The sequence below is a fragment of the Pseudoalteromonas sp. 2CM39R genome (genome assembly GCF_023161845.1).
The window spans coordinates 376,687-393,897 of sequence record NZ_JALNTM010000004.1 but is presented as its reverse complement, the minus strand read 5'-3'; the positions used below and the strand labels follow the sequence as shown (position 1 = coordinate 393,897).

General features: G+C 39.7%; 15 protein-coding genes and 2 tRNA genes. 8 read left to right on the top strand and 9 right to left on the bottom strand.

Annotated features, from left to right (window positions below; all coding sequences use genetic code 11):
• Nucleotides 1–67 precede the first annotated feature (67 nt).
• Both acnD and prpF read left to right on the top strand, forming a co-directional pair.
• Complete coding sequence (gene acnD, locus MTF66_RS12140; protein WP_138620956.1) at nucleotides 68–2,677, top strand: Fe/S-dependent 2-methylisocitrate dehydratase AcnD; 2,610 nt, start codon at nucleotides 68–70, stop codon at nucleotides 2,675–2,677.
• A gap of 12 nt (nucleotides 2,678–2,689) precedes the next feature.
• Nucleotides 2,690–3,862 (top strand): 2-methylaconitate cis-trans isomerase PrpF, encoded by a 1,173-nt coding sequence (prpF, locus tag MTF66_RS12135; protein ID WP_138620958.1) that lies wholly within the window; start codon nucleotides 2,690–2,692, stop codon nucleotides 3,860–3,862.
• 73 nt (nucleotides 3,863–3,935) lie between these two features.
• Here the strand turns inward: prpF and MTF66_RS12130 are convergent, their stop codons facing one another.
• On the bottom strand, nucleotides 3,936–4,835 hold the full coding sequence (locus tag MTF66_RS12130; protein ID WP_109874789.1) for an ABC transporter substrate-binding protein: 900 nt from the start codon (nucleotides 4,833–4,835) through the stop codon (nucleotides 3,936–3,938).
• A gap of 319 nt (nucleotides 4,836–5,154) precedes the next feature.
• On the opposite strand from MTF66_RS12130, the gene MTF66_RS12125 reads away from it, so the two are divergent.
• Nucleotides 5,155–6,078, top strand: a complete 924-nt coding sequence (locus MTF66_RS12125) for a hypothetical protein (RefSeq protein WP_138620960.1) — start codon at nucleotides 5,155–5,157, stop codon at nucleotides 6,076–6,078.
• Here the strand turns inward: MTF66_RS12125 and MTF66_RS12120 are convergent.
• The 5 genes from MTF66_RS12120 to MTF66_RS12100 all read right to left on the bottom strand — a co-directional run bounded on the left by MTF66_RS12120 (nucleotide 6,075) and on the right by MTF66_RS12100 (nucleotide 10,174).
• Complete coding sequence (locus MTF66_RS12120) at nucleotides 6,075–6,890, bottom strand: amino acid ABC transporter substrate-binding protein (protein ID WP_138620962.1); 816 nt, start codon at nucleotides 6,888–6,890, stop codon at nucleotides 6,075–6,077. The genes MTF66_RS12125 and MTF66_RS12120 overlap by 4 nt on opposite strands.
• 358 nt (nucleotides 6,891–7,248) lie before the next feature.
• Nucleotides 7,249–7,325 (bottom strand) — tRNA-Val (locus MTF66_RS12115).
• Between the two features lie 153 nt (nucleotides 7,326–7,478).
• Nucleotides 7,479–7,555, bottom strand: a tRNA-Val gene (locus MTF66_RS12110).
• A gap of 236 nt (nucleotides 7,556–7,791) precedes the next feature.
• Entirely contained in the window at nucleotides 7,792–8,841 is a 1,050-nt protein-coding gene (locus MTF66_RS12105) for a DUF3080 family protein (protein WP_138620964.1), read from the bottom strand.
• A complete protein-coding gene (locus MTF66_RS12100) occupies nucleotides 8,819–10,174 on the bottom strand; it encodes an MATE family efflux transporter (RefSeq protein WP_054200745.1) in 1,356 nt (451 codons plus the stop codon). Before MTF66_RS12100 ends, MTF66_RS12105 begins: the two co-directional genes overlap by 23 nt.
• 190 nt (nucleotides 10,175–10,364) lie before the next feature.
• Here MTF66_RS12100 and MTF66_RS12095 point away from each other — a divergent pair, with 190 nt between their 5' ends.
• Nucleotides 10,365–10,991, top strand: coding sequence for a riboflavin synthase (locus MTF66_RS12095; protein WP_054200746.1), 627 nt, complete (start codon nucleotides 10,365–10,367; stop codon nucleotides 10,989–10,991).
• Here the strand turns inward: MTF66_RS12095 and MTF66_RS12090 are convergent.
• Together MTF66_RS12090 and MTF66_RS12085 are read right to left on the bottom strand one after the other, a co-directional pair.
• The gene (locus MTF66_RS12090) at nucleotides 10,988–11,191 is read right to left on the bottom strand and encodes a CPXCG motif-containing cysteine-rich protein (protein WP_008110120.1); all 204 of its coding nucleotides are present in this window, start codon (nucleotides 11,189–11,191) and stop codon (nucleotides 10,988–10,990) included. The two genes, MTF66_RS12095 and MTF66_RS12090, sit on opposite strands and share 4 nt — an antisense overlap.
• Nucleotides 11,192–11,281: 90 nt before the next feature.
• Nucleotides 11,282–12,148 carry a fructosamine kinase family protein gene (locus MTF66_RS12085; RefSeq protein WP_055011826.1) on the bottom strand — a complete coding sequence of 289 codons (867 nt, stop codon included), beginning with the start codon at nucleotides 12,146–12,148 and terminating at the stop codon, nucleotides 11,282–11,284.
• Nucleotides 12,149–12,269: 121 nt separating this feature from the next.
• On the opposite strand from MTF66_RS12085, the gene MTF66_RS12080 reads away from it, so the two are divergent.
• Nucleotides 12,270–12,962, top strand: coding sequence for a DUF445 domain-containing protein (locus tag MTF66_RS12080; protein ID WP_138620966.1), 693 nt, complete (start codon nucleotides 12,270–12,272; stop codon nucleotides 12,960–12,962).
• A gap of 102 nt (nucleotides 12,963–13,064) precedes the next feature.
• On the opposite strand, the gene MTF66_RS12075 is transcribed toward MTF66_RS12080, so the two are convergent.
• Complete coding sequence (locus MTF66_RS12075) at nucleotides 13,065–13,427, bottom strand: DUF3718 domain-containing protein (RefSeq protein WP_036984821.1); 363 nt, start codon at nucleotides 13,425–13,427, stop codon at nucleotides 13,065–13,067.
• Nucleotides 13,428–13,671: 244 nt separating this feature from the next.
• On the opposite strand from MTF66_RS12075, the gene MTF66_RS12070 reads away from it, so the two are divergent.
• The 3 genes from MTF66_RS12070 to MTF66_RS12060 all read left to right on the top strand — a co-directional run bounded on the left by MTF66_RS12070 (nucleotide 13,672) and on the right by MTF66_RS12060 (nucleotide 17,194).
• Nucleotides 13,672–14,457, top strand: a complete 786-nt coding sequence (locus tag MTF66_RS12070; protein WP_008110111.1) for a hypothetical protein — start codon at nucleotides 13,672–13,674, stop codon at nucleotides 14,455–14,457.
• 100 nt (nucleotides 14,458–14,557) lie between these two features.
• Complete coding sequence (locus tag MTF66_RS12065) at nucleotides 14,558–15,940, top strand: amidohydrolase (RefSeq protein WP_138620968.1); 1,383 nt, start codon at nucleotides 14,558–14,560, stop codon at nucleotides 15,938–15,940.
• A 12-nt stretch (nucleotides 15,941–15,952) separates the two neighbouring features.
• Nucleotides 15,953–17,194, top strand: a complete 1,242-nt coding sequence (locus MTF66_RS12060; RefSeq protein ID WP_138620970.1) for an amidohydrolase family protein — start codon at nucleotides 15,953–15,955, stop codon at nucleotides 17,192–17,194.
• Nucleotides 17,195–17,211 lie beyond the last annotated feature (17 nt).

Below are 17,211 nucleotides of genomic sequence, written 5' to 3'. Positions count from 1 at the left end.
CAAACAATACACCTTCAAATCTAAAGCCTGTCTTGATTAACCCCGTCACCAAATTAGCGAATTTATTATGACCATTATTAATAACACCCAATACCGTAAGCCATTACCAGGCTCAAATGTAGATTACTACGATACCCAAGCAGCGGTAGATGCCATTAAACCAGGCGCATACGCCACACTGCCTTACAGTTCGCGTGTATTTGCCGAAAACTTAGTGCGTCGCTGTGAACCCGATATGCTAACCGATGCACTTAGCCAAATTATTGAGCGTAAACAAGATTTAGATTTTCCATGGTATCCGGCACGCGTTGTATGTCACGATATTTTAGGGCAAACCGCTCTAGTTGATTTAGCTGGCCTGCGCGACGCTATTGCTGCGAAAGGCGGCGATCCTGCAAAAGTAAATCCGGTTGTGCCAACACAATTAATTGTCGATCACTCGTTAGCGGTAGAGCATGCAGGCTTTGACCCTGAAGCATTTGAGAAAAACCGCGCGATTGAAGATAGACGTAACGATGATCGTTTTCATTTTATAAACTGGACAAAAACCGCGTTTAAAAATATTGATGTGATCCCGCCGGGCAATGGCATCATGCATCAAATTAACCTTGAAAAAATGTCGCCGGTTATTCAAAACCGTGATGGTATTGCGTTCCCAGACACTTTAGTAGGTACCGACAGCCATACACCGCATGTTGATGCATTAGGTGTTATTGCTGTTGGTGTGGGCGGCCTTGAGGCAGAAAGCGTAATGCTAGGGCGCGCATCGTACATTCGCTTGCCAGATATTGTTGGCGTAGAGCTTACCGGTAAACGCCAACCGGGCATTACTGCAACCGATATTGTATTGGCTATTACCGAATTTTTACGCGAGCAACGTGTGGTATCGACTTACCTTGAGTTTTACGGTGAAGGTGCTGATGCACTAACCCTTGGTGATAGAGCAACCATTTCGAACATGACCCCAGAATTTGGCGCAACCGCGGCTATGTTTTACATCGATGATAAAACTATTGATTACTTACGTTTAACAGGCCGTGATGAAGAGCAAATTGCACTCGTAGAAAATTACGCTAAAACAGCAGGGCTATGGAGCGATAGCTTAAAAACAGCGCATTACGAGCGTGTACTTAAATTTGATTTATCAAGTGTAGGGCGCAACATTGCAGGGCCTTCAAATCCTCATCGTCGTGTATCAACTAGCGATTTAGCTAAAGAAGGTATTTCGGGCGTTGTTGAAAACGAAGAGGGCTTAATGCCAGATGGCGCGTGTATTATTGCCGCTATTACTAGTTGTACTAATACCAGTAACCCGCGCAATGTAATTGCTGCAGGTTTATTGGCGCGTAACGCCAATGCAAAAGGTTTAATGCGTAAACCTTGGGTTAAAACCTCATTGGCACCAGGTTCTAAAGCAGTGCAATCGTACCTTGAAGATGCAAACTTATTACCAGAGCTTGAACAGCTTGGTTTTGGTATTGTTGGTTTTGCCTGTACCACTTGTAACGGTATGAGTGGCGCACTAGACCCTAAAATTCAACAAGAAGTGATTGATCGCGATTTATACGCAACAGCGGTGCTTTCGGGTAACCGTAACTTTGATGGTCGTATTCATCCGTATGCAAAGCAAGCGTTTTTAGCGTCTCCACCGCTTGTGGTTGCTTATGCTATTGCTGGTACCATTCGTTTTGATATAGAAAAAGATATACTCGGTAAAGATCAGCAAGGTAACGATGTAACCTTAAAAGATTTATGGCCATCTGATGAAGAAATAGATGCAGTGATCAAGCAAAGCGTTAAGCCTGAGCAGTTTAGAAAAGTATACGAGCCTATGTTTAACTTAACCGTTGATTACGGCGAAGATAACGACCCATTATACGATTGGCGCCCAGAAAGTACGTATATTCGTCGCCCTCCTTATTGGGAAGGGGCATTAGCAGGTGAGCGCAGTATGAGTGGTATGCGTGCATTAGCTGTACTTGGCGATAACATTACCACCGATCATTTATCACCTTCTAATGCGATTATGGCAAGCAGCGCGGCAGGTGAATACTTAACTAAAATGAACGTGCCAGAAGAAGATTTTAACTCGTACGCAACGCACCGAGGCGATCACTTAACCGCGCAGCGCGCCACGTTTGCCAATCCTAAATTATTAAACGAAATGGTATTGGATGAAAACGGTGAAGTGAAGCAAGGATCGTACGCGCGCATAGAGCCAGAAGGTGAAAACACGCGTATGTGGGAAGCCATCGAAACCTACATGCAACGTAAGCAACCGCTTATTATTGTTGCCGGTGCTGACTATGGTCAAGGTTCGTCTCGCGATTGGGCAGCAAAAGGCGTAAGGCTTGCTGGTGTTCAGGTTATTGCAGCTGAAGGCTTTGAACGTATTCATCGTACTAATTTAATTGGTATGGGCGTTTTGCCGCTTGAGTTTAAGCCTGGCACAACGCGTAAAACACTTAACCTAGATGGTAGCGAAAGCTACGATGTAAAGGGTGAGCCAACACCAGGAGCAACTGTGGAACTGGTTATTACACGTAAAAATGGTGAGGTATTAAACGTACCAATGAAGTGCCGATTAGACACGCAAGAAGAGCTTTCTATTTATGCTGCAGGCGGTGTGTTACAACGCTTTGCGCAAGACTTTTTAGAAGCTACGCAAGCATCATAAGGACGCACATTTATGTTTAAACCACAAATTAAAGTGCCAGCGACATACATGCGTGGTGGTACCAGTAAAGGCGTGTTTTTTAATTTAACCGATTTACCCGAGCCTGCCCAAGTGGCAGGTGAGGCGCGCGATAGCTTGTTATTGCGCGTTATTGGTAGTCCCGATCCTTATGGTAAACAAACTGATGGTATGGGTGGCGCAACCTCAAGCACCAGTAAAACCGTTATTTTGAGTAAAAGCACCCAACCCGATCACGATGTTGATTACTTATTTGGTCAAGTCGCGATTGATAAAGCGTTTGTAGATTGGAGCGGTAACTGCGGTAATTTAACCTCTGCTGTAGGCGCGTTTGCCATCAGCAATGGTTTAGTTGATAAAAGCAGAGTTCCTGATAATGGCATTGCTATTGTGCGTGTATGGCAGGCAAACATTAAAAAAAGCATTTTAGTGCATGTACCTATGACCAACGCTCAAGTACAAGAAACCGGTGACTTTGAGTTAGATGGTGTTACCTTTCCTGCAGCTGAAGTAAAGCTTGAATTTATTGACCCTGCTGATGGTGATGGCGCGTTATTCCCAACAGGCAATGTGGTAGATGACTTAGAAGTACCAGGCGTGGGCACGTTAAAAGCAACCATGATCAACGCAGGTATTCCGACTATTTTTGTAAATGCAGCGGATATTGGTTACACCGGTACAGAGCTGCAAGATGATATTAATAGCGATAATGCGGCGTTAACTATGCTTGAAAGCATTCGTGCCCATGGGGCAGTAAAAATGGGCTTAATTAATAATATTAATGAAGCACAAGCACGCCAACACACACCTAAAGTGGCATTTGTGGCTGCTCCACATGATTATATATCCTCAAGTGGTAAGCAGGTTAATGCAAGTGATATCGATTTGTTAGTCCGTGCTATGTCAATGGGTAAGTTACATCATGCAATGATGGGCACTGCCGCTGTCGCTATTGGTACTGCTGCGGCAGTTGAAGGAACATTAGTTAATTTAGCCGCCGGTGGTGGTGCTATTAATGAAGTTAACTTTGGTCACCCTTCGGGCACATTAAAAGTGGGAGCAGAGGCGGTGGTTACAAATGGCCAATGGCAGGTTAGCAAAGCCAGTATGAGCCGCAGCGCGCGTGTTTTAATGGAAGGCTGGGTAAGAGCGCCATTTGATTTTTAAACATTATATAATAGCTGATGGCTTTGGGAGCATCAGCTTTATAGTTATCATGTAGTTTAAAATAAATCGTTAATTATCCAAGGTTATAACACTGTTGTTTTTTATTTTTTATAAAGCTATCAAACTCATTGTTTGCATGCATATTCGCAATTTCAGTATTTATATCTTCCAAAATAGATTGCCATTGTGGTGCACTTTTAGTTACAGAATAATATAGATTTTTGTACTCAATGCTTGGCATTAATGCAACGAGCGCATTTAGCATCCTTTTTTTATCTCTATTTGATAAAAGTGACTTATAAACGCTGGCTTTAAGTACTTCTAAGTCAGCAACAATAAGCTCAACACGACCGTTTAATAGCAAGTGAATAAGCTGATATTCACTGTTTGCCACAATGGTTTTTATTTCACCTTGATCAATAAGTTCATCGAGTTTAGCACTATTCTTGTATGAACGAACGACGCCCATCACTCGGTTTTTTACAGAGTTAATGCTGCCATCGTAGTCAATAGTATGATCCTTTAGCGCAACAAATGATAAATCGCCGCCTGGAATAGGTTCTGATAGCGCCAATAACTGATTTCGTGTTTTTGTTAGAATATTTTCGGATATGACATCGTCGTCAATATAGTACTCAGGAAATAATATATCGGCTTTGCCTAGCTCTGCTTCGCGAACTGCACGCGCCCAAGGATAAAATTCAATATGAACGCCATAACCACGCTTTACCAGCATGCTAACTGTGAGCTGGTATAGCCAGCCTTTATTGCATAAGTTATCGTCTATGTAGGGAGGCCAGTTGAGAGTGACTAAACGAAGGACGGTATCAGCCTCTAAATTATAACCGTAACCGCTTTTGTATTTTTCGCCAGGAAGAGTGATATTTTTATCATTAACTGTGTAAGTTACTGGCGCAGGATCTGCGTAAGCAAAAAGTGAAATAAATAAGGTAGCGACTAAAAATATTCTCATAAGGATAATGCATTTTTATGTGTACAGTTAAGTTTAGTGTGTTATCTGGAATAAACAACTTAAATGGTAAGGTTCTTTTAGTATTCATACAATTAAATATAGCCTTAAAAAGCGATAACTATTAACATGCGAATACAAGTAATTTAACTTAAATACGATTTAGTACTTATCTTATTAATAACATGAACATTCAATCGTATTAAATAGAACAACTATATAAATAATTTTCATATTACTCTATTTCTAGGTGCTGTAATAAATCACCATTTCAATTGAGTTGGTATGATAATTAAAGGTGTTTTTACTAGAGGGAACTTTTATGGCTAATAAGCCAATAAGTGAAGATAATCCATTTGCTAATTTATCTGATGTGCAGTGTGAGCACATCCAAAATTGGTATCAAAAGCATATTTCTTTAACTCTAACCACGTTGCTTAAAGGCAGTAAGTCTGGTCAAGTAATAGACAGTAAATTAGAGCGCGCGTTAAACGAAGCATTAAAAAACAGTAAACAGACCATAACCTATAAAGGCGATGGTAATTCGCCTATAAAATTACAAAATGCCAGTGTATTGGCCGAGCTCAAAGATACACGTGATTTGTTTCATGGTGCACAAGTTAAAATAAATAAGTTAGAACAAAAAATAACAACAAGTGCTGACGAAATACAATTACTAGAGACTCAAAAAAGCGAACTACAACTAGAAGTACGTAGTTTAAAGCAACGGTTAAACCATGTTTTATCGAGATTAGAGTCGCAAGGCGTTTCGTTTCAAAAAAGCCATTATGTAGGGCGTATATTAGTACATGCTTTACGAGCAAGCTTTGAAAATTGGCAGCAAACGCCCTCTGGTGAGTCTTTCAAAAATCATGATTTTTATAAGCTTTTTCCTCGGGTGTTGTACTCAAGTTTACTAAAAGAGATAGAAAAACTGCTAGGGGAACATGATTATAATAAAATAGAACGCTCGTTGAGTGATTTTGTGTTTCAACAAAAGGGCTCTCCAGTAGAGAATTGGCCAGATGAAGACCCGATATACGAGACACGATTAATTAACCAAAAACAGTCAGAGCTTTTAATTAAGTTACAAAGCCAACACCAGCAGCGAAAAAACTTTACCGCCTATTTAGAAAAGCGTCTTTCTAATACTGGGTTTACGCATAAGCACAGTGATTTGCTAATGACATTAGTTGAGTTTGCGACAAATGATGAAAATAGTAAGTTTTCTAGTTACTGTCATTAATTAGCAGTATTTGTTTGGCTAGTGAGCAGTAAAGGTGTAGCTAGAGGGGATTGTTGAAGCCCAAGTTGCTTTAGCCTATCTGCAATATTGCCTTGTGTGAGTGCTTGCTTTACCCATTTATACAAGGTGCTTATATCTAGCGTGTGGTTTGGGCGGAGTAATAACTGATGATTATAGGTTTGTGCAACTCGCTCAGACACAAGTAGCAAACGCTTGCTTTTTGGATGCTTGCTAAAGTATTGATTTAGGTAAGAGCGAGTAACAATAGCGCAATCGCTGCGTTTTTTTAATACTAATTCAATACTTCTTTTATGGCTGCTTAATAAAGTCATTTTATATTCGTTTTCAAGAACTGAGGGGCTACTTTCGTAATTAGCTAACGGATAATGGTAGCCTAAAATACCCACCAAGGTTTTATCTTCTAAGTTTTCAAACCAGGCTTGAGATTTTGCAAATTGCTTTAAAGCAATAAATACTTCTGTATCTATGGCTATAACAGGGGAGTTACTAATTACATTATTCCCTTGTTGCCACCCCCAGTTCGGGTTCTCAAAAAAAACCGAATCGAATAGGCCTTTTTGGTAATCCTTAAAGCGACGAATAGGCGTGGTTAGTACTAATTCAAAATGATAAGAAGACTGTATTTTATTGAGCTCGCTTATTAATTCAATGGTAAGACCAGAAGCACGCCCGTCAACAATTTCTATATAAGGAGGGAACTCATAGCCACCTACTTTAACCACCGTTTTTGCATGAGCTTCTTCAACTGAAAAGCCAAGTAAGGCTAGTAAAATGAGCGTAACAAACTTCATAGTTAAATCCTTTCTTAGCGTGCTTTTGATGTATTAATTTAAAAGATAGTCTATTTGTTAACATAGCATGAATTATCAAGCAATAAATACTGGCTTTGCAGGGTGATTAAATGGATGTTACCCAATGTCGGGTGAGATGGCTGGCTTCGCTTCGCTACTTAACCGACCTACGTTCTTTTTTTGAATTGGTACGACTGAGTGGATTCGAACCACTGACCTCTGGACTGGGTGATTAAGAGTAGGTAGTGCTTTTTCTTTAGGTGTTTTTGAATTGGTACGACTGAGTGGATTCGAACCAACGACCTTTGGAGCGGGTGATTAAGAGTAGGTAGTGCTTTTTCTTGAGATGTTTTTGAATTGGTACGACTGAGTGGATTCGAACCACCGACCCCTACCATGTCAAGGTAGTGCTCTAACCAACTGAGCTACAGTCGTACAATTTTAAATTCTTAAATTAAATATACTTTTAGGGGTAAAGTATATTTGGTACGACTGAGTGGATTCAAACCACATACCTCTGGACCGGGTGATCAAGAGTAGGTAGTGCTGTTTCCTTCAACGTACTTTAAATACAATATTCACTAATTTTGGTACGACTGAGTGGATTCGAACCACCGACCCCTACCATGTCAAGGTAGTGCTCTAACCAACTGAGCTACAGTCGTACTATAAGTTTACATACTTTTTAATTCATCCATGAAGCTTCATCCTGTCGGCGTCCTGCCTCCACCTCGTTCGGCTGCGAAGCTTCGCTTCGGTCCAATCTCGCCCAACTGAGCTACAGTCGTACTGCATGTATTTAAGAATTGTTAATTGCTTAACAACGGTCGCTAATATATAGCGTGATGGGGAGTGAATCAAGCATGTTTATGCTATTTGAGTTTATTTGCCGTTTTTTTATTCATATTGGGCTGATTTCACACGTTTTATAAAATTTTTGCCACCATACAACATGCTCTTTTGCTGACGATTTTAGCTGAGTAAGTAAGTTTTTTGCGTTTGGGTCAAGTAGGGCATTTACTTCTTCACTGCTTATTGCTTGATTAAACCACAGCTGCACATACAGCGGCTGCAATGTTTCTAAATAACCACTAAGCTGCGCTTGATAAGGCTGAATTTGTTTCAAATAATATTTATTGAATATATTACTGACAATTTTAGCTTGCTGCTTGTTTTTACCCTTTGGGCATATATCTTCAAGCGTTAAAGTATTTACAAACTGGGTTGCCGCATGATTTAAGCTAATTTGTTCACGCGCGGCTTGAATAAGTTGTTGGTTAAACTCGTATCTGTTAAGCGGCTCAAGCGCTGACAAAATATCATCACTGTTTATTGCCATACTATTTTGGTTTTCTATTAGCTGTTTTATGGTAGTTAGCTTTTTAAGCCCCTCAACTGTGTCGCTAAACCCAGCCGGTTGAGTGCTGAGCTCTTGGCCGGTTAGTTGCCAACTGCTGTTGAGCTCGGGTTCACTAAATAACATATTGTTGAAAAACTGAGTGAGCTGAGCTTGTTTTTGAGTTTTTGCCGCAGCAATTTTGTTGTAAATCTTGCTTTGTTTATCCAAGCTATTTAAACAGTTTTGCGCGCTTTGAATAAAATCTATTTGGTACTTCAACTGACTAGCAGCGGTGGCTGTTTTACCTAACTGATTATTATGCTCGCTTATTAAAACGTTCAGTTTACATTGGCTAATACCAGCAAGTTCAGTTATGCCAATTTTAATTGCTGGCTGTAAAGCTTCAACAGGCTCAATTAAAGTAAGTTGTTGTAGTGAGTTTGTGTTTTTTTTAGGAACTTGCAAAGTATTACTTAAGCGAGACAAATAGGTTTTATTTGCTTCACTGGGCTGCTCTGAGCAGCCAAAAAGTAAGATACAACACACTGCCAGTAACCATTTAAGTGGCAGTGTGGTAGTTATTGATTGATTAAGAGAGAATAAATGGTTCACGTTTAAATCGCCTATGCACTGTCAGCATCAGTAGTACAGCTGCAACTGATAATCCAACGATAATACCTATCCAAAAACCGTGAGGGCCCATTGCTGGCACTATTAAGTCTGTTCTTGCTAATACGTAGCCTAAACTAAAGCCGATTAACCAATAAGAGATAAAAGTGATATAAGAAATAGGCGCGGTATGCTTTAACCCTCTTAATATACCATTTGCAGCCACTTGTAATGCATCAGGAAGTTGATAAATACAGGCTAAAATCATAATTGATGAAGCAAGTGCGAGTACCGCAGGGCTATCGCTATAAAGCTCGCTAATCACATCGCGACCTATAAAAGTAATAAAAGCAATAAATAGAGCGATAATTGCCGCTAAAATATAACTTGTAGACACGGCTACTTTTAATTGATCTAAATGATTTTGCCCAAATAAATTACCAATTCGTATGCTAATTGCAATTGAGAGGCTAAGAGGCATCATAAATAATAATGCCGTAACACTGGCTGCAATTTGATGGCCAGATACGGCCACCGCACCTAAGTGCGCAATAAATAAAGGTATACAGGCAAACAAGGTTACTTCAAAAAAAGTGGCTAGTGATATAGGAATACCGAGTTTGGTAATAATACCTATGGTTTTAAAGTTAGGTTTTTCAAAGCCCGCTAATAAGCCTTTGGCGTCTACTTTTTTGCTGAGCTGGCAATAAGTCACCTGCGCAATGGCCATAACAGTAAATACGAGTGCGGTAGCAATACCACAACCCGCTCCGCCAAATGCTGGTAGGCCAAATAAGCCATTGATAAAAATATAATTGAGTGGAATGTTTACCGCAAGCCCCAGTAGGCTAATATAAAATGCAGGCTTGGTCATCCCCATGCCTTCAGTCATATTTCTATAAACGGTAAAAATTAAAAAGCCAAATACACCCCATTTAACAAAATGAATGTAGTCAAAAGCAAGTCCAGCAATTGCAGGGGTGGTATCTAGCTGTAAAATAACAGTATTGGCAAGCTGCGCTGCACTAAAACCAGCAATACTTAAAAGGAGTGTTAAATAAAGGGCTTGCTGAAAATAATGGCTGATGCCGTTACGATCTTTAGCACCAGCGAATTGTGCAATTACGCCCGTTAATGCTAATAAAATCCCTTGTATTGCTAATAAAATTGGGTTCCATATCCCCGTAGCAATTGATAAGGCTGCTAAATCGGTCGGACTCACTTGACCTGCCATAATGGTGTCAACCACAGACATTAATACTAAAGTTACTTGTGCTAAAAAAACGGGAACGGCAAGAGAAAGTAAACGTTTGGCTTCCCAACTACAAAAAGTCATAAAAAACAGCTATTCAGAAAAACATAGTCGCATTGTAATCTATTGTGATCTGCCAAGCTATGCTGGTGGTCGGTGTTTGTATTTAATTCATCTTGGTGGTGAAAATAACCATGAATAAGTGCTATTAAGTGAATGATTTTGTCTTTTGATACGTTAAACTAGCACTTTGTTAGAAATAGAAGCGATTTTTATGTTTACCGGTATTATTCAAACTCAAGCAACGGTAGTTTCTAAAACCCATGCACAGGGCGTATTACGCTTGGTAGTTTCTGTTAATGAGCAATACGTGAAGCATTTAGACTTAGGTGCCAGCATCGCTATAAATGGTTGCTGTTTGACTGTTGTGAAAGTAGAGCTAAGTAATCATGATGTGGTTGCTCAAGTGCATTTTGATGTTATTGACGAAACTCTGCAGCTAACTAATCTTGGGCAACTGGAATTGGGTAGTTTAGTTAATTACGAGCGTTCAGTGTCATTTGGTACTGAGTTGGGTGGGCATATTGTATCTGGACATATACATTGCACCGCAAAAATTGCGCAAATAGTGAAGTTAGAAAACAACTACAAAATACAGCTCAGCCTGCCACAAAAATGGCAAAAATATGTGCTATACAAAGGATTTGTATCTGTTAATGGTGCAAGTTTAACGGTGGGTAATATTGATGAGTTTGGCTTTTGGTTGCATTTAATTCCAGAAACACTCGATATAACTAATTTAGGTGAAGCCGTTGTGGGTGATGAGTTCAATATTGAAGTCGACCAGCAAACCTACACTATTATAAACACCGTTGAAAACTACATGCGCCAACATAGTTAAAATATTTGTTCGTCATCGCTGTCCACATGTAACTCTAACTTATTACTTGCATAATCTATATGCATGTTCAAGTGTATAAGGTTACAACAGGCACTGCATTCTTCATAGTAGTCTTGGTCGCCCATACTGGCATCGAGATCTAAATGAATATGGTGTCCACAATGTGGGCAGGCGATACGTTGTGATAAAAAGTCTTTCATAATAACACCTCATAAAAACTAAGTTTTTTTACGTGGGTAGCACACAACGAGCTAATAATAATTATAGTGCTTATATTTTGTTTACTACATTTATTTTAGTTTAATTAGTTTATCAACGTGGTCTTTAGCCTGATTTAGATAATGCCCCGCATAAATGTTGGCGTTGTTTAAAATAGGGTAAAGCTGGTAAACAAGCTTACGTTGCTCATAACCCTGAGCTAAAGGATATTGGTGATTGTAGGTACTATAAAACTCTTCAGGGAGGGGGGCATAAAGCTCACTCATAGCAATATCGACCTCCCGATCTCCGTAATAGCAGGCAGGGTCAAATAAGGTCGGAATGTTGTTTACAAAGCCCATATTACCGCGCCAAAAATCGCCATGTATTAGTGAGGGTAAAACATGATGATTATGCAGTTGCTCTTTTACTAAATTTATCAGTTGCTCGGGGTCTGCAAGTGCAATGCCTTTTTCAGCTAATAGCTGTAATTGCCAACCAATACGTTCTTCTGCAAAAAATACATCCCATTTTTTATGCCACTGATTAGGTTGAGGTGTTGAGCTTAAATAATTGTCGGTGTCAAAACCAAACATCGCTTGCTGGTGTTTTTGATGTAACATAGCAAGATGCTCCCCCATAGCTGACCAATGGGTATGGGGAAGCTCGTCAAGTGCAAGCCACTCTAATACAATAAAGGCGAATTCTATATTGGCCCCAGTTGTAATGCAGTCTGGCACCATAAATACACTGTTTTGAGTAAGCTGTTTTAAACCTTGAGCTTGAGCCTCAAAGCGTTCTAGTTCATGTTTTTGCGCAATTTTAACTAAGTAATTGTGCTTGCCATCGCTTAAGTGAAACAACTTATCGGTGGATGTATTTTGCAACTGACGTTTATGGGTGTGTTTAAAATCGTAATGGATAGCTTGGCTGATCTGTTGATTGATTGTTTTCCACATAACAATAGTCACCTTTTAAACCTATAAATAAACTATGGCAAAAAGAGATTAAATAAACAAATTAATCGGTGTAAAATTAAGACTATCAATTTCTGATACAAATCACTGAAATGGAATAAAAATGAATAAAAGTTTTATCACTAACTTATTAGCAGCGTGTTGTGTTGTTATTGGTTTTGTATTTGATCAAGCCATTGTACTTTCGGTGGGTTTATTTGCACTCTCTGGTGCGGTTACAAATTTACTCGCTATTCATATGCTGTTTGAAAAAGTACCGTTTTTATATGGATCAGGTGTAATTGCGCTTAAGTTTGAAAGCTTTAAAGTGGCTATAAGAAATTTAATACTTACGGAGTTCTTTTCTGAGCATAAAATAGACAAGCTTCTAAGTAAGGCACAGCCAACGATTGATTTTGAATCGGTAATTTATAAAGTAGATTTAAACCCTGCATTCGATAATTTGTTAGTGGTTATTGAGCAATCACAATTTGGTAGCATGCTTGCAATGTTTGGTGGCACTGAAGCCGTTGAGCCAATGCGAGAAAAGTTTATTGAAAAAATGCAATTATCGCTGGTGCAAATAAGCGACACCGACGATTTTAAAACGCTATTAAGCGATATGTTAACCCAAGGGAATAACGCGCAAAACCTACATAATACGGTTCTTAAGTTAGTGGATGAACGCTTAGATGAACTCACCCCTAAAATGGTAAAAGAAATAATTCAAACCATGATCCGCGAACACTTAGGCTGGCTCGTTGTGTGGGGTGGGGTATTTGGTGGCTTATTTGGTTTGTTGGCAGCGCTTATTTAATAATAAATACACGTTAAGCAGGTAATTAGATCCTGCTTAACGTGTTTGACTCGAGTAAATTAAACGCATTTAAAACTCACGATTTTTTAATTAGAACTCAGGTTATTTAGATCCCGCCATAATAACTACAAGCGGTTTATTTACTTTTGCTAAATCTCTTATTGACGTACTAGTAGATGCTTCAATATTTAAAAATTGTGCTGATTTATTTAAATCATACAGCGTTACAAAGTCACCTACTGATAAATCATTACAGAGTAATTTTTTGCTAATTACATGTTTATCTATACGTAGATCTTTCATTGTTCTGAGCAGTGTCAGTCTTTTGTTAGATGCAACGGCCATGCAAGCTTGGGTACCGGGTGATGAATCAGCGGCAACAAAAGTGGCCGCCATTACAGGTGCTGTTAATGTTGCTGCGCCCAATAATACAGTTGAATATAGAGTTGCTTTGAAAGAAATCATATTATTTGCCTCTTTGTTTATATGCAACTTAAGTATTGCTTAATGTAGCTGAAATGTTGTTAACTGAATGGGGTAAGCTGTAAGAAGATGTGTATATAAATCGTGCAATTTTGTAGGTGTATGAAAAGTTGTTCATAAATAATTTATTTTTGACACACTTTAGCGTTTTCCTACTGAAATATTTTTTCAGGCTGTTATTATCGCGCCCTAAATTTGTGGCATTTTATATTTTTGGAGCGCAATTGTGAATAAAACGTTAGCAAGTTACTACCAGCAAGCTTATGCGTGTGAGCAACAGCATTTTAACCAATGTTTTTATTGCGGCTGTGAGGCAACAGAGCGCGATCATTGCCCGCCATTGCATATGCTACAAAGTATTATTGATCTAGGTGAAGAAGCTGACTTTGTTGCCATTGCAGCTTGTTATGAATGCCATGCATTACTTCACAATGAGCGATTAATGACCATTGATGAGCGATTTAGCAAACTTAAAAAGAAGTTATCTAATAAGTATGCAAAGCCTTTGCGCGTTTATAACATGTGGGAAGAAAACGAGCTCGCTGACATGAGTGATGAATTTGCTCATAGTATTCAAGCGGGTATGAAACTCGGTAAAGAAGCGGCTGAGCGACTCGCTTTTACGGGGTTTAGTTATGCCACTGAAGAAGCACGTGTCACAGTGCGTGAAAAAACCAAAGAGTTTGATGTAGAAGGCACTGTATTTTACGACTTTAAAGAAGCGCTTAATTATTGCATTAATGTTTTAAAGGTACAAAAAAGTGATTTCTATAAAATTTTAGTGGAAGACTATCAAGGTGATTTTAATAAGGCATTGAGCCAATACAGACATCGCCATGATAAAGTCACAGCCGCAAAAGATGGTAATACATTGATTAAAGATTTTTCAAAATTACATAAGCAAAACTCAGATTTTGTAACCCGAACGGTTAAACACTTTATAAGTAAAGATCCATCGCTCACCACCGAAGGAGCTTTGGATAAGCTTTATAACAATTATATAAAAAAATAATTACAGAAACTCACCTTAAATAACCGCCTTTTCACCTGTTTTTTTAGCTTTATGCGTTTGCTTTCGCTAAAGTAGTAAAAAAACAGGAGAACCTAAAAACATGCAAAAATTTGCTCCCTCATTGTTAGCTGTTGGTTTAGCAGCAGCACTTGTTGGTTGCCAAGAAAGCGGCCCACAAGATCCAAAAGTAACCATTAATAAAAACCCATACCCAAGTACTTATCAGCCAGTAGCGACATCAAGCACCTTGATCACTAATGCAACGATATTAACAGGGACGGGTGAGCGTTTAGATGAAGCTGACGTACTGATTGTTGACGGTAAAGTGCAGCAAGTTGGCAAAGATTTAACCGCTAATGCAGACACCACTATTGACGCGCAAGGTAAATGGGTAACACCAGGCATTATTGACGTTCATTCACATTTAGGTGCTTATCCAAATCCATCGGTTGAGTCTCATCAAGATGGTAACGAAATGACCAGCCCTAATACGGCAGAAGTATGGGTTGAGCATTCAATATGGCCACAAGATCCAGGTTTTAATCGCGCACGTGAAGGCGGTATTACGTCATTACAAATTTTACCAGGTTCAGCTAATTTATTTGGTGGACGTGGCGTTACCCTTAAAAATGTACCGGCTCATACCATGCAAGGAATGAAATTTCCTGATGCGCCATACGGTTTAAAAATGGCCTGTGGTGAAAATCCTAAACGTGTTTACGGTCGAAAAGGTGTATTACCGATGACACGTATGGGTAATATGGCAGGTTATCGCACAGCATGGATTGGCGCTCAAGAATATAAGCGTGAGTGGGATAAATACGATGCTGATTACGCTGCGGGTAAAAACCCAGAAGCTCCACACCGAGATATTAAATACGATACATTACGCGGTGTTTTAGAAGGTGACGTTCGTATTCATAATCACTGCTACAAAGCAGAAGAAATGGCGATGATGATCGACCTTTCAAAAGAGTTTAATTATCATGCGGGCACATTCCATCACGGTATTGAAGCATACAAAATTGCTGATTTACTGGCTGAAAACGGCTCGTGTGCTGCACTTTGGCCAGACTGGTGGGGCTTTAAAATGGAAGCCTACGATATGGTGCAAGAGAACGTAGCTATTGTTGATGCCGTTAAAAACTCATGTGCCGTTGTGCACTCAGATTCTGACACGACGATTCAACGCTTAAACCAAGAAGCCGCTAAAGTAATGTACAGTGCAAACCAAAATGGGTTTGATATTTCTGAGCAGCATGCAATTAAGTGGATCACAGCTAACGCCGCTAAATCGTTAGGTATTGAAGATAAAACAGGCTCACTTGAAGCAGGCAAACAAGCTGATGTTGTTATTTGGAATCAAAGCCCGTTTAGTGTTTATGCAAAAGCAGAGCAAGTGTTTGTTGATGGTGCAAAAGTTTACGATAGAAACGATAGCGCATTCCAAGCACAAAGTGATTTTATGTTAGGTCAACAATAAGGAGCACCCAGAATGAAAAAATTATCACGTTCGTTTTCGCTTTCTCTGGTTGCTGCAGGGCTATTAGCATCGGGTACCGTGAGCGCAGAGTCACTGGCAATTATTAATGCAACTTTGCATACATCTTCAGATCAAGGTGTATTAGAAGGAGCTAGCATAGTTATGAATGATGGCAAAATCACTGCCATTAACCCTAGCGATTTTAAAGTTGACAAAGTTATTGATGCTCAAGGTCAAATAGTGACTCCAGGTTTTATAGCCAGTGTAAACCAGCTTGGCTTAGTTGAAGTAGGTGCGGTTGCCGGTTCTCGCGATGCAGGAGAAGACAAAGCGGGTATCGATTTTGATGCAAGCTTGGCATTTAATCCTCGTTCAAGCTTAATTGCTTATGCACGTAAAGGCGGTATTACTCGCGATTTGATCACCCCTTACGGTGGTGACAGCATATTTGCAGGCCTTGCAAGTGTTGTTGATTTAAGTGGTAGCTTCGAAAGCGTAAATAAAAAGCAAGCAGCATTAGTGGTTCATTTGGGTGAACGCAGCAAAGGCTCTCGTGCATTTACCTTGCAAACACTTATCAATAAGTTAGATGAGCATCAAACTAAAGCAAGTAAAGAAGCCAAAAAAGACGACGCTAAGCCAAGTGCTGAAGACACCATAATGGCTAAAGTACTAAAAGGCGATATGCCATTACTAATTAGTGTGTCGCGTTCGGCTGATATTGTTGAACTAATAAAAGTGAAACAGCAGTTTGGCGTAAACATTGTCCTTAATGGCGCTCAAGATGCCGTTGTAGTTAAAGATCGCATCGCTAAAGCAGGCATTCCTGTGATCATTAGTGCAATGGATAATTTACCAGGCAGCTTCGATTCATTGCATGCAAGCTTAAATAATGCCGGCATATTAGAAAAAGCCGGTGTTAAAGTGCTATTAACTGTGGGTGGCGATGCCAGTCACAATGTTTACCAGCTTCGCTACGATGCCGGTAACGCAGTGTCTTACGGTATGAGCCAACAAGGCGCGTTAAAGGCCATGACTTCGAATGTGGCTGATGTATTTGGTATTAATGCCGGTAGCCTAGAAGTAGGAAAAGCCGCTGATGTTGTTATGTGGAGTAACGACCCGTTTGAGCTGAGCAGTCACGTGAATAAAATGTTTATTAATGGGGTTGAGGTTAGTACTGAATCTCGCCAAGATAAACTGCGTGAGCGCTATACAACAGAGTCGAACATGCCACGCGCGTACACAAAATAAACTTTTAAAGTTGAATT

What these genes read in the sequence shown, in the direction of transcription:
- MTF66_RS12130 (WP_109874789.1), bottom strand. Translation starts at nt 4,835, where the DNA reads ATGAGAATATTTTTAGTCGCTACCTTATTTATTTCACTTTTTGCTTAC.
- acnD (WP_138620956.1), top strand. Translation starts at nt 68, where the DNA reads ATGACCATTATTAATAACACCCAATACCGTAAGCCATTACCAGGCTCA.
- MTF66_RS12100 (WP_054200745.1), bottom strand. Translation starts at nt 10,174, where the DNA reads ATGACTTTTTGTAGTTGGGAAGCCAAACGTTTACTTTCTCTTGCCGTT.
- MTF66_RS12065 (WP_138620968.1), top strand. Translation starts at nt 14,558, where the DNA reads ATGCAAAAATTTGCTCCCTCATTGTTAGCTGTTGGTTTAGCAGCAGCA.
- MTF66_RS12075 (WP_036984821.1), bottom strand. Translation starts at nt 13,427, where the DNA reads ATGATTTCTTTCAAAGCAACTCTATATTCAACTGTATTATTGGGCGCA.
- MTF66_RS12085 (WP_055011826.1), bottom strand. Translation starts at nt 12,148, where the DNA reads ATGTGGAAAACAATCAATCAACAGATCAGCCAAGCTATCCATTACGAT.
- MTF66_RS12060 (WP_138620970.1), top strand. Translation starts at nt 15,953, where the DNA reads ATGAAAAAATTATCACGTTCGTTTTCGCTTTCTCTGGTTGCTGCAGGG.
- MTF66_RS12125 (WP_138620960.1), top strand. Translation starts at nt 5,155, where the DNA reads ATGGCTAATAAGCCAATAAGTGAAGATAATCCATTTGCTAATTTATCT.
- MTF66_RS12095 (WP_054200746.1), top strand. Translation starts at nt 10,365, where the DNA reads ATGTTTACCGGTATTATTCAAACTCAAGCAACGGTAGTTTCTAAAACC.
- MTF66_RS12080 (WP_138620966.1), top strand. Translation starts at nt 12,270, where the DNA reads ATGAATAAAAGTTTTATCACTAACTTATTAGCAGCGTGTTGTGTTGTT.
- MTF66_RS12090 (WP_008110120.1), bottom strand. Translation starts at nt 11,191, where the DNA reads ATGAAAGACTTTTTATCACAACGTATCGCCTGCCCACATTGTGGACAC.
- prpF (WP_138620958.1), top strand. Translation starts at nt 2,690, where the DNA reads ATGTTTAAACCACAAATTAAAGTGCCAGCGACATACATGCGTGGTGGT.
- MTF66_RS12120 (WP_138620962.1), bottom strand. Translation starts at nt 6,890, where the DNA reads ATGAAGTTTGTTACGCTCATTTTACTAGCCTTACTTGGCTTTTCAGTT.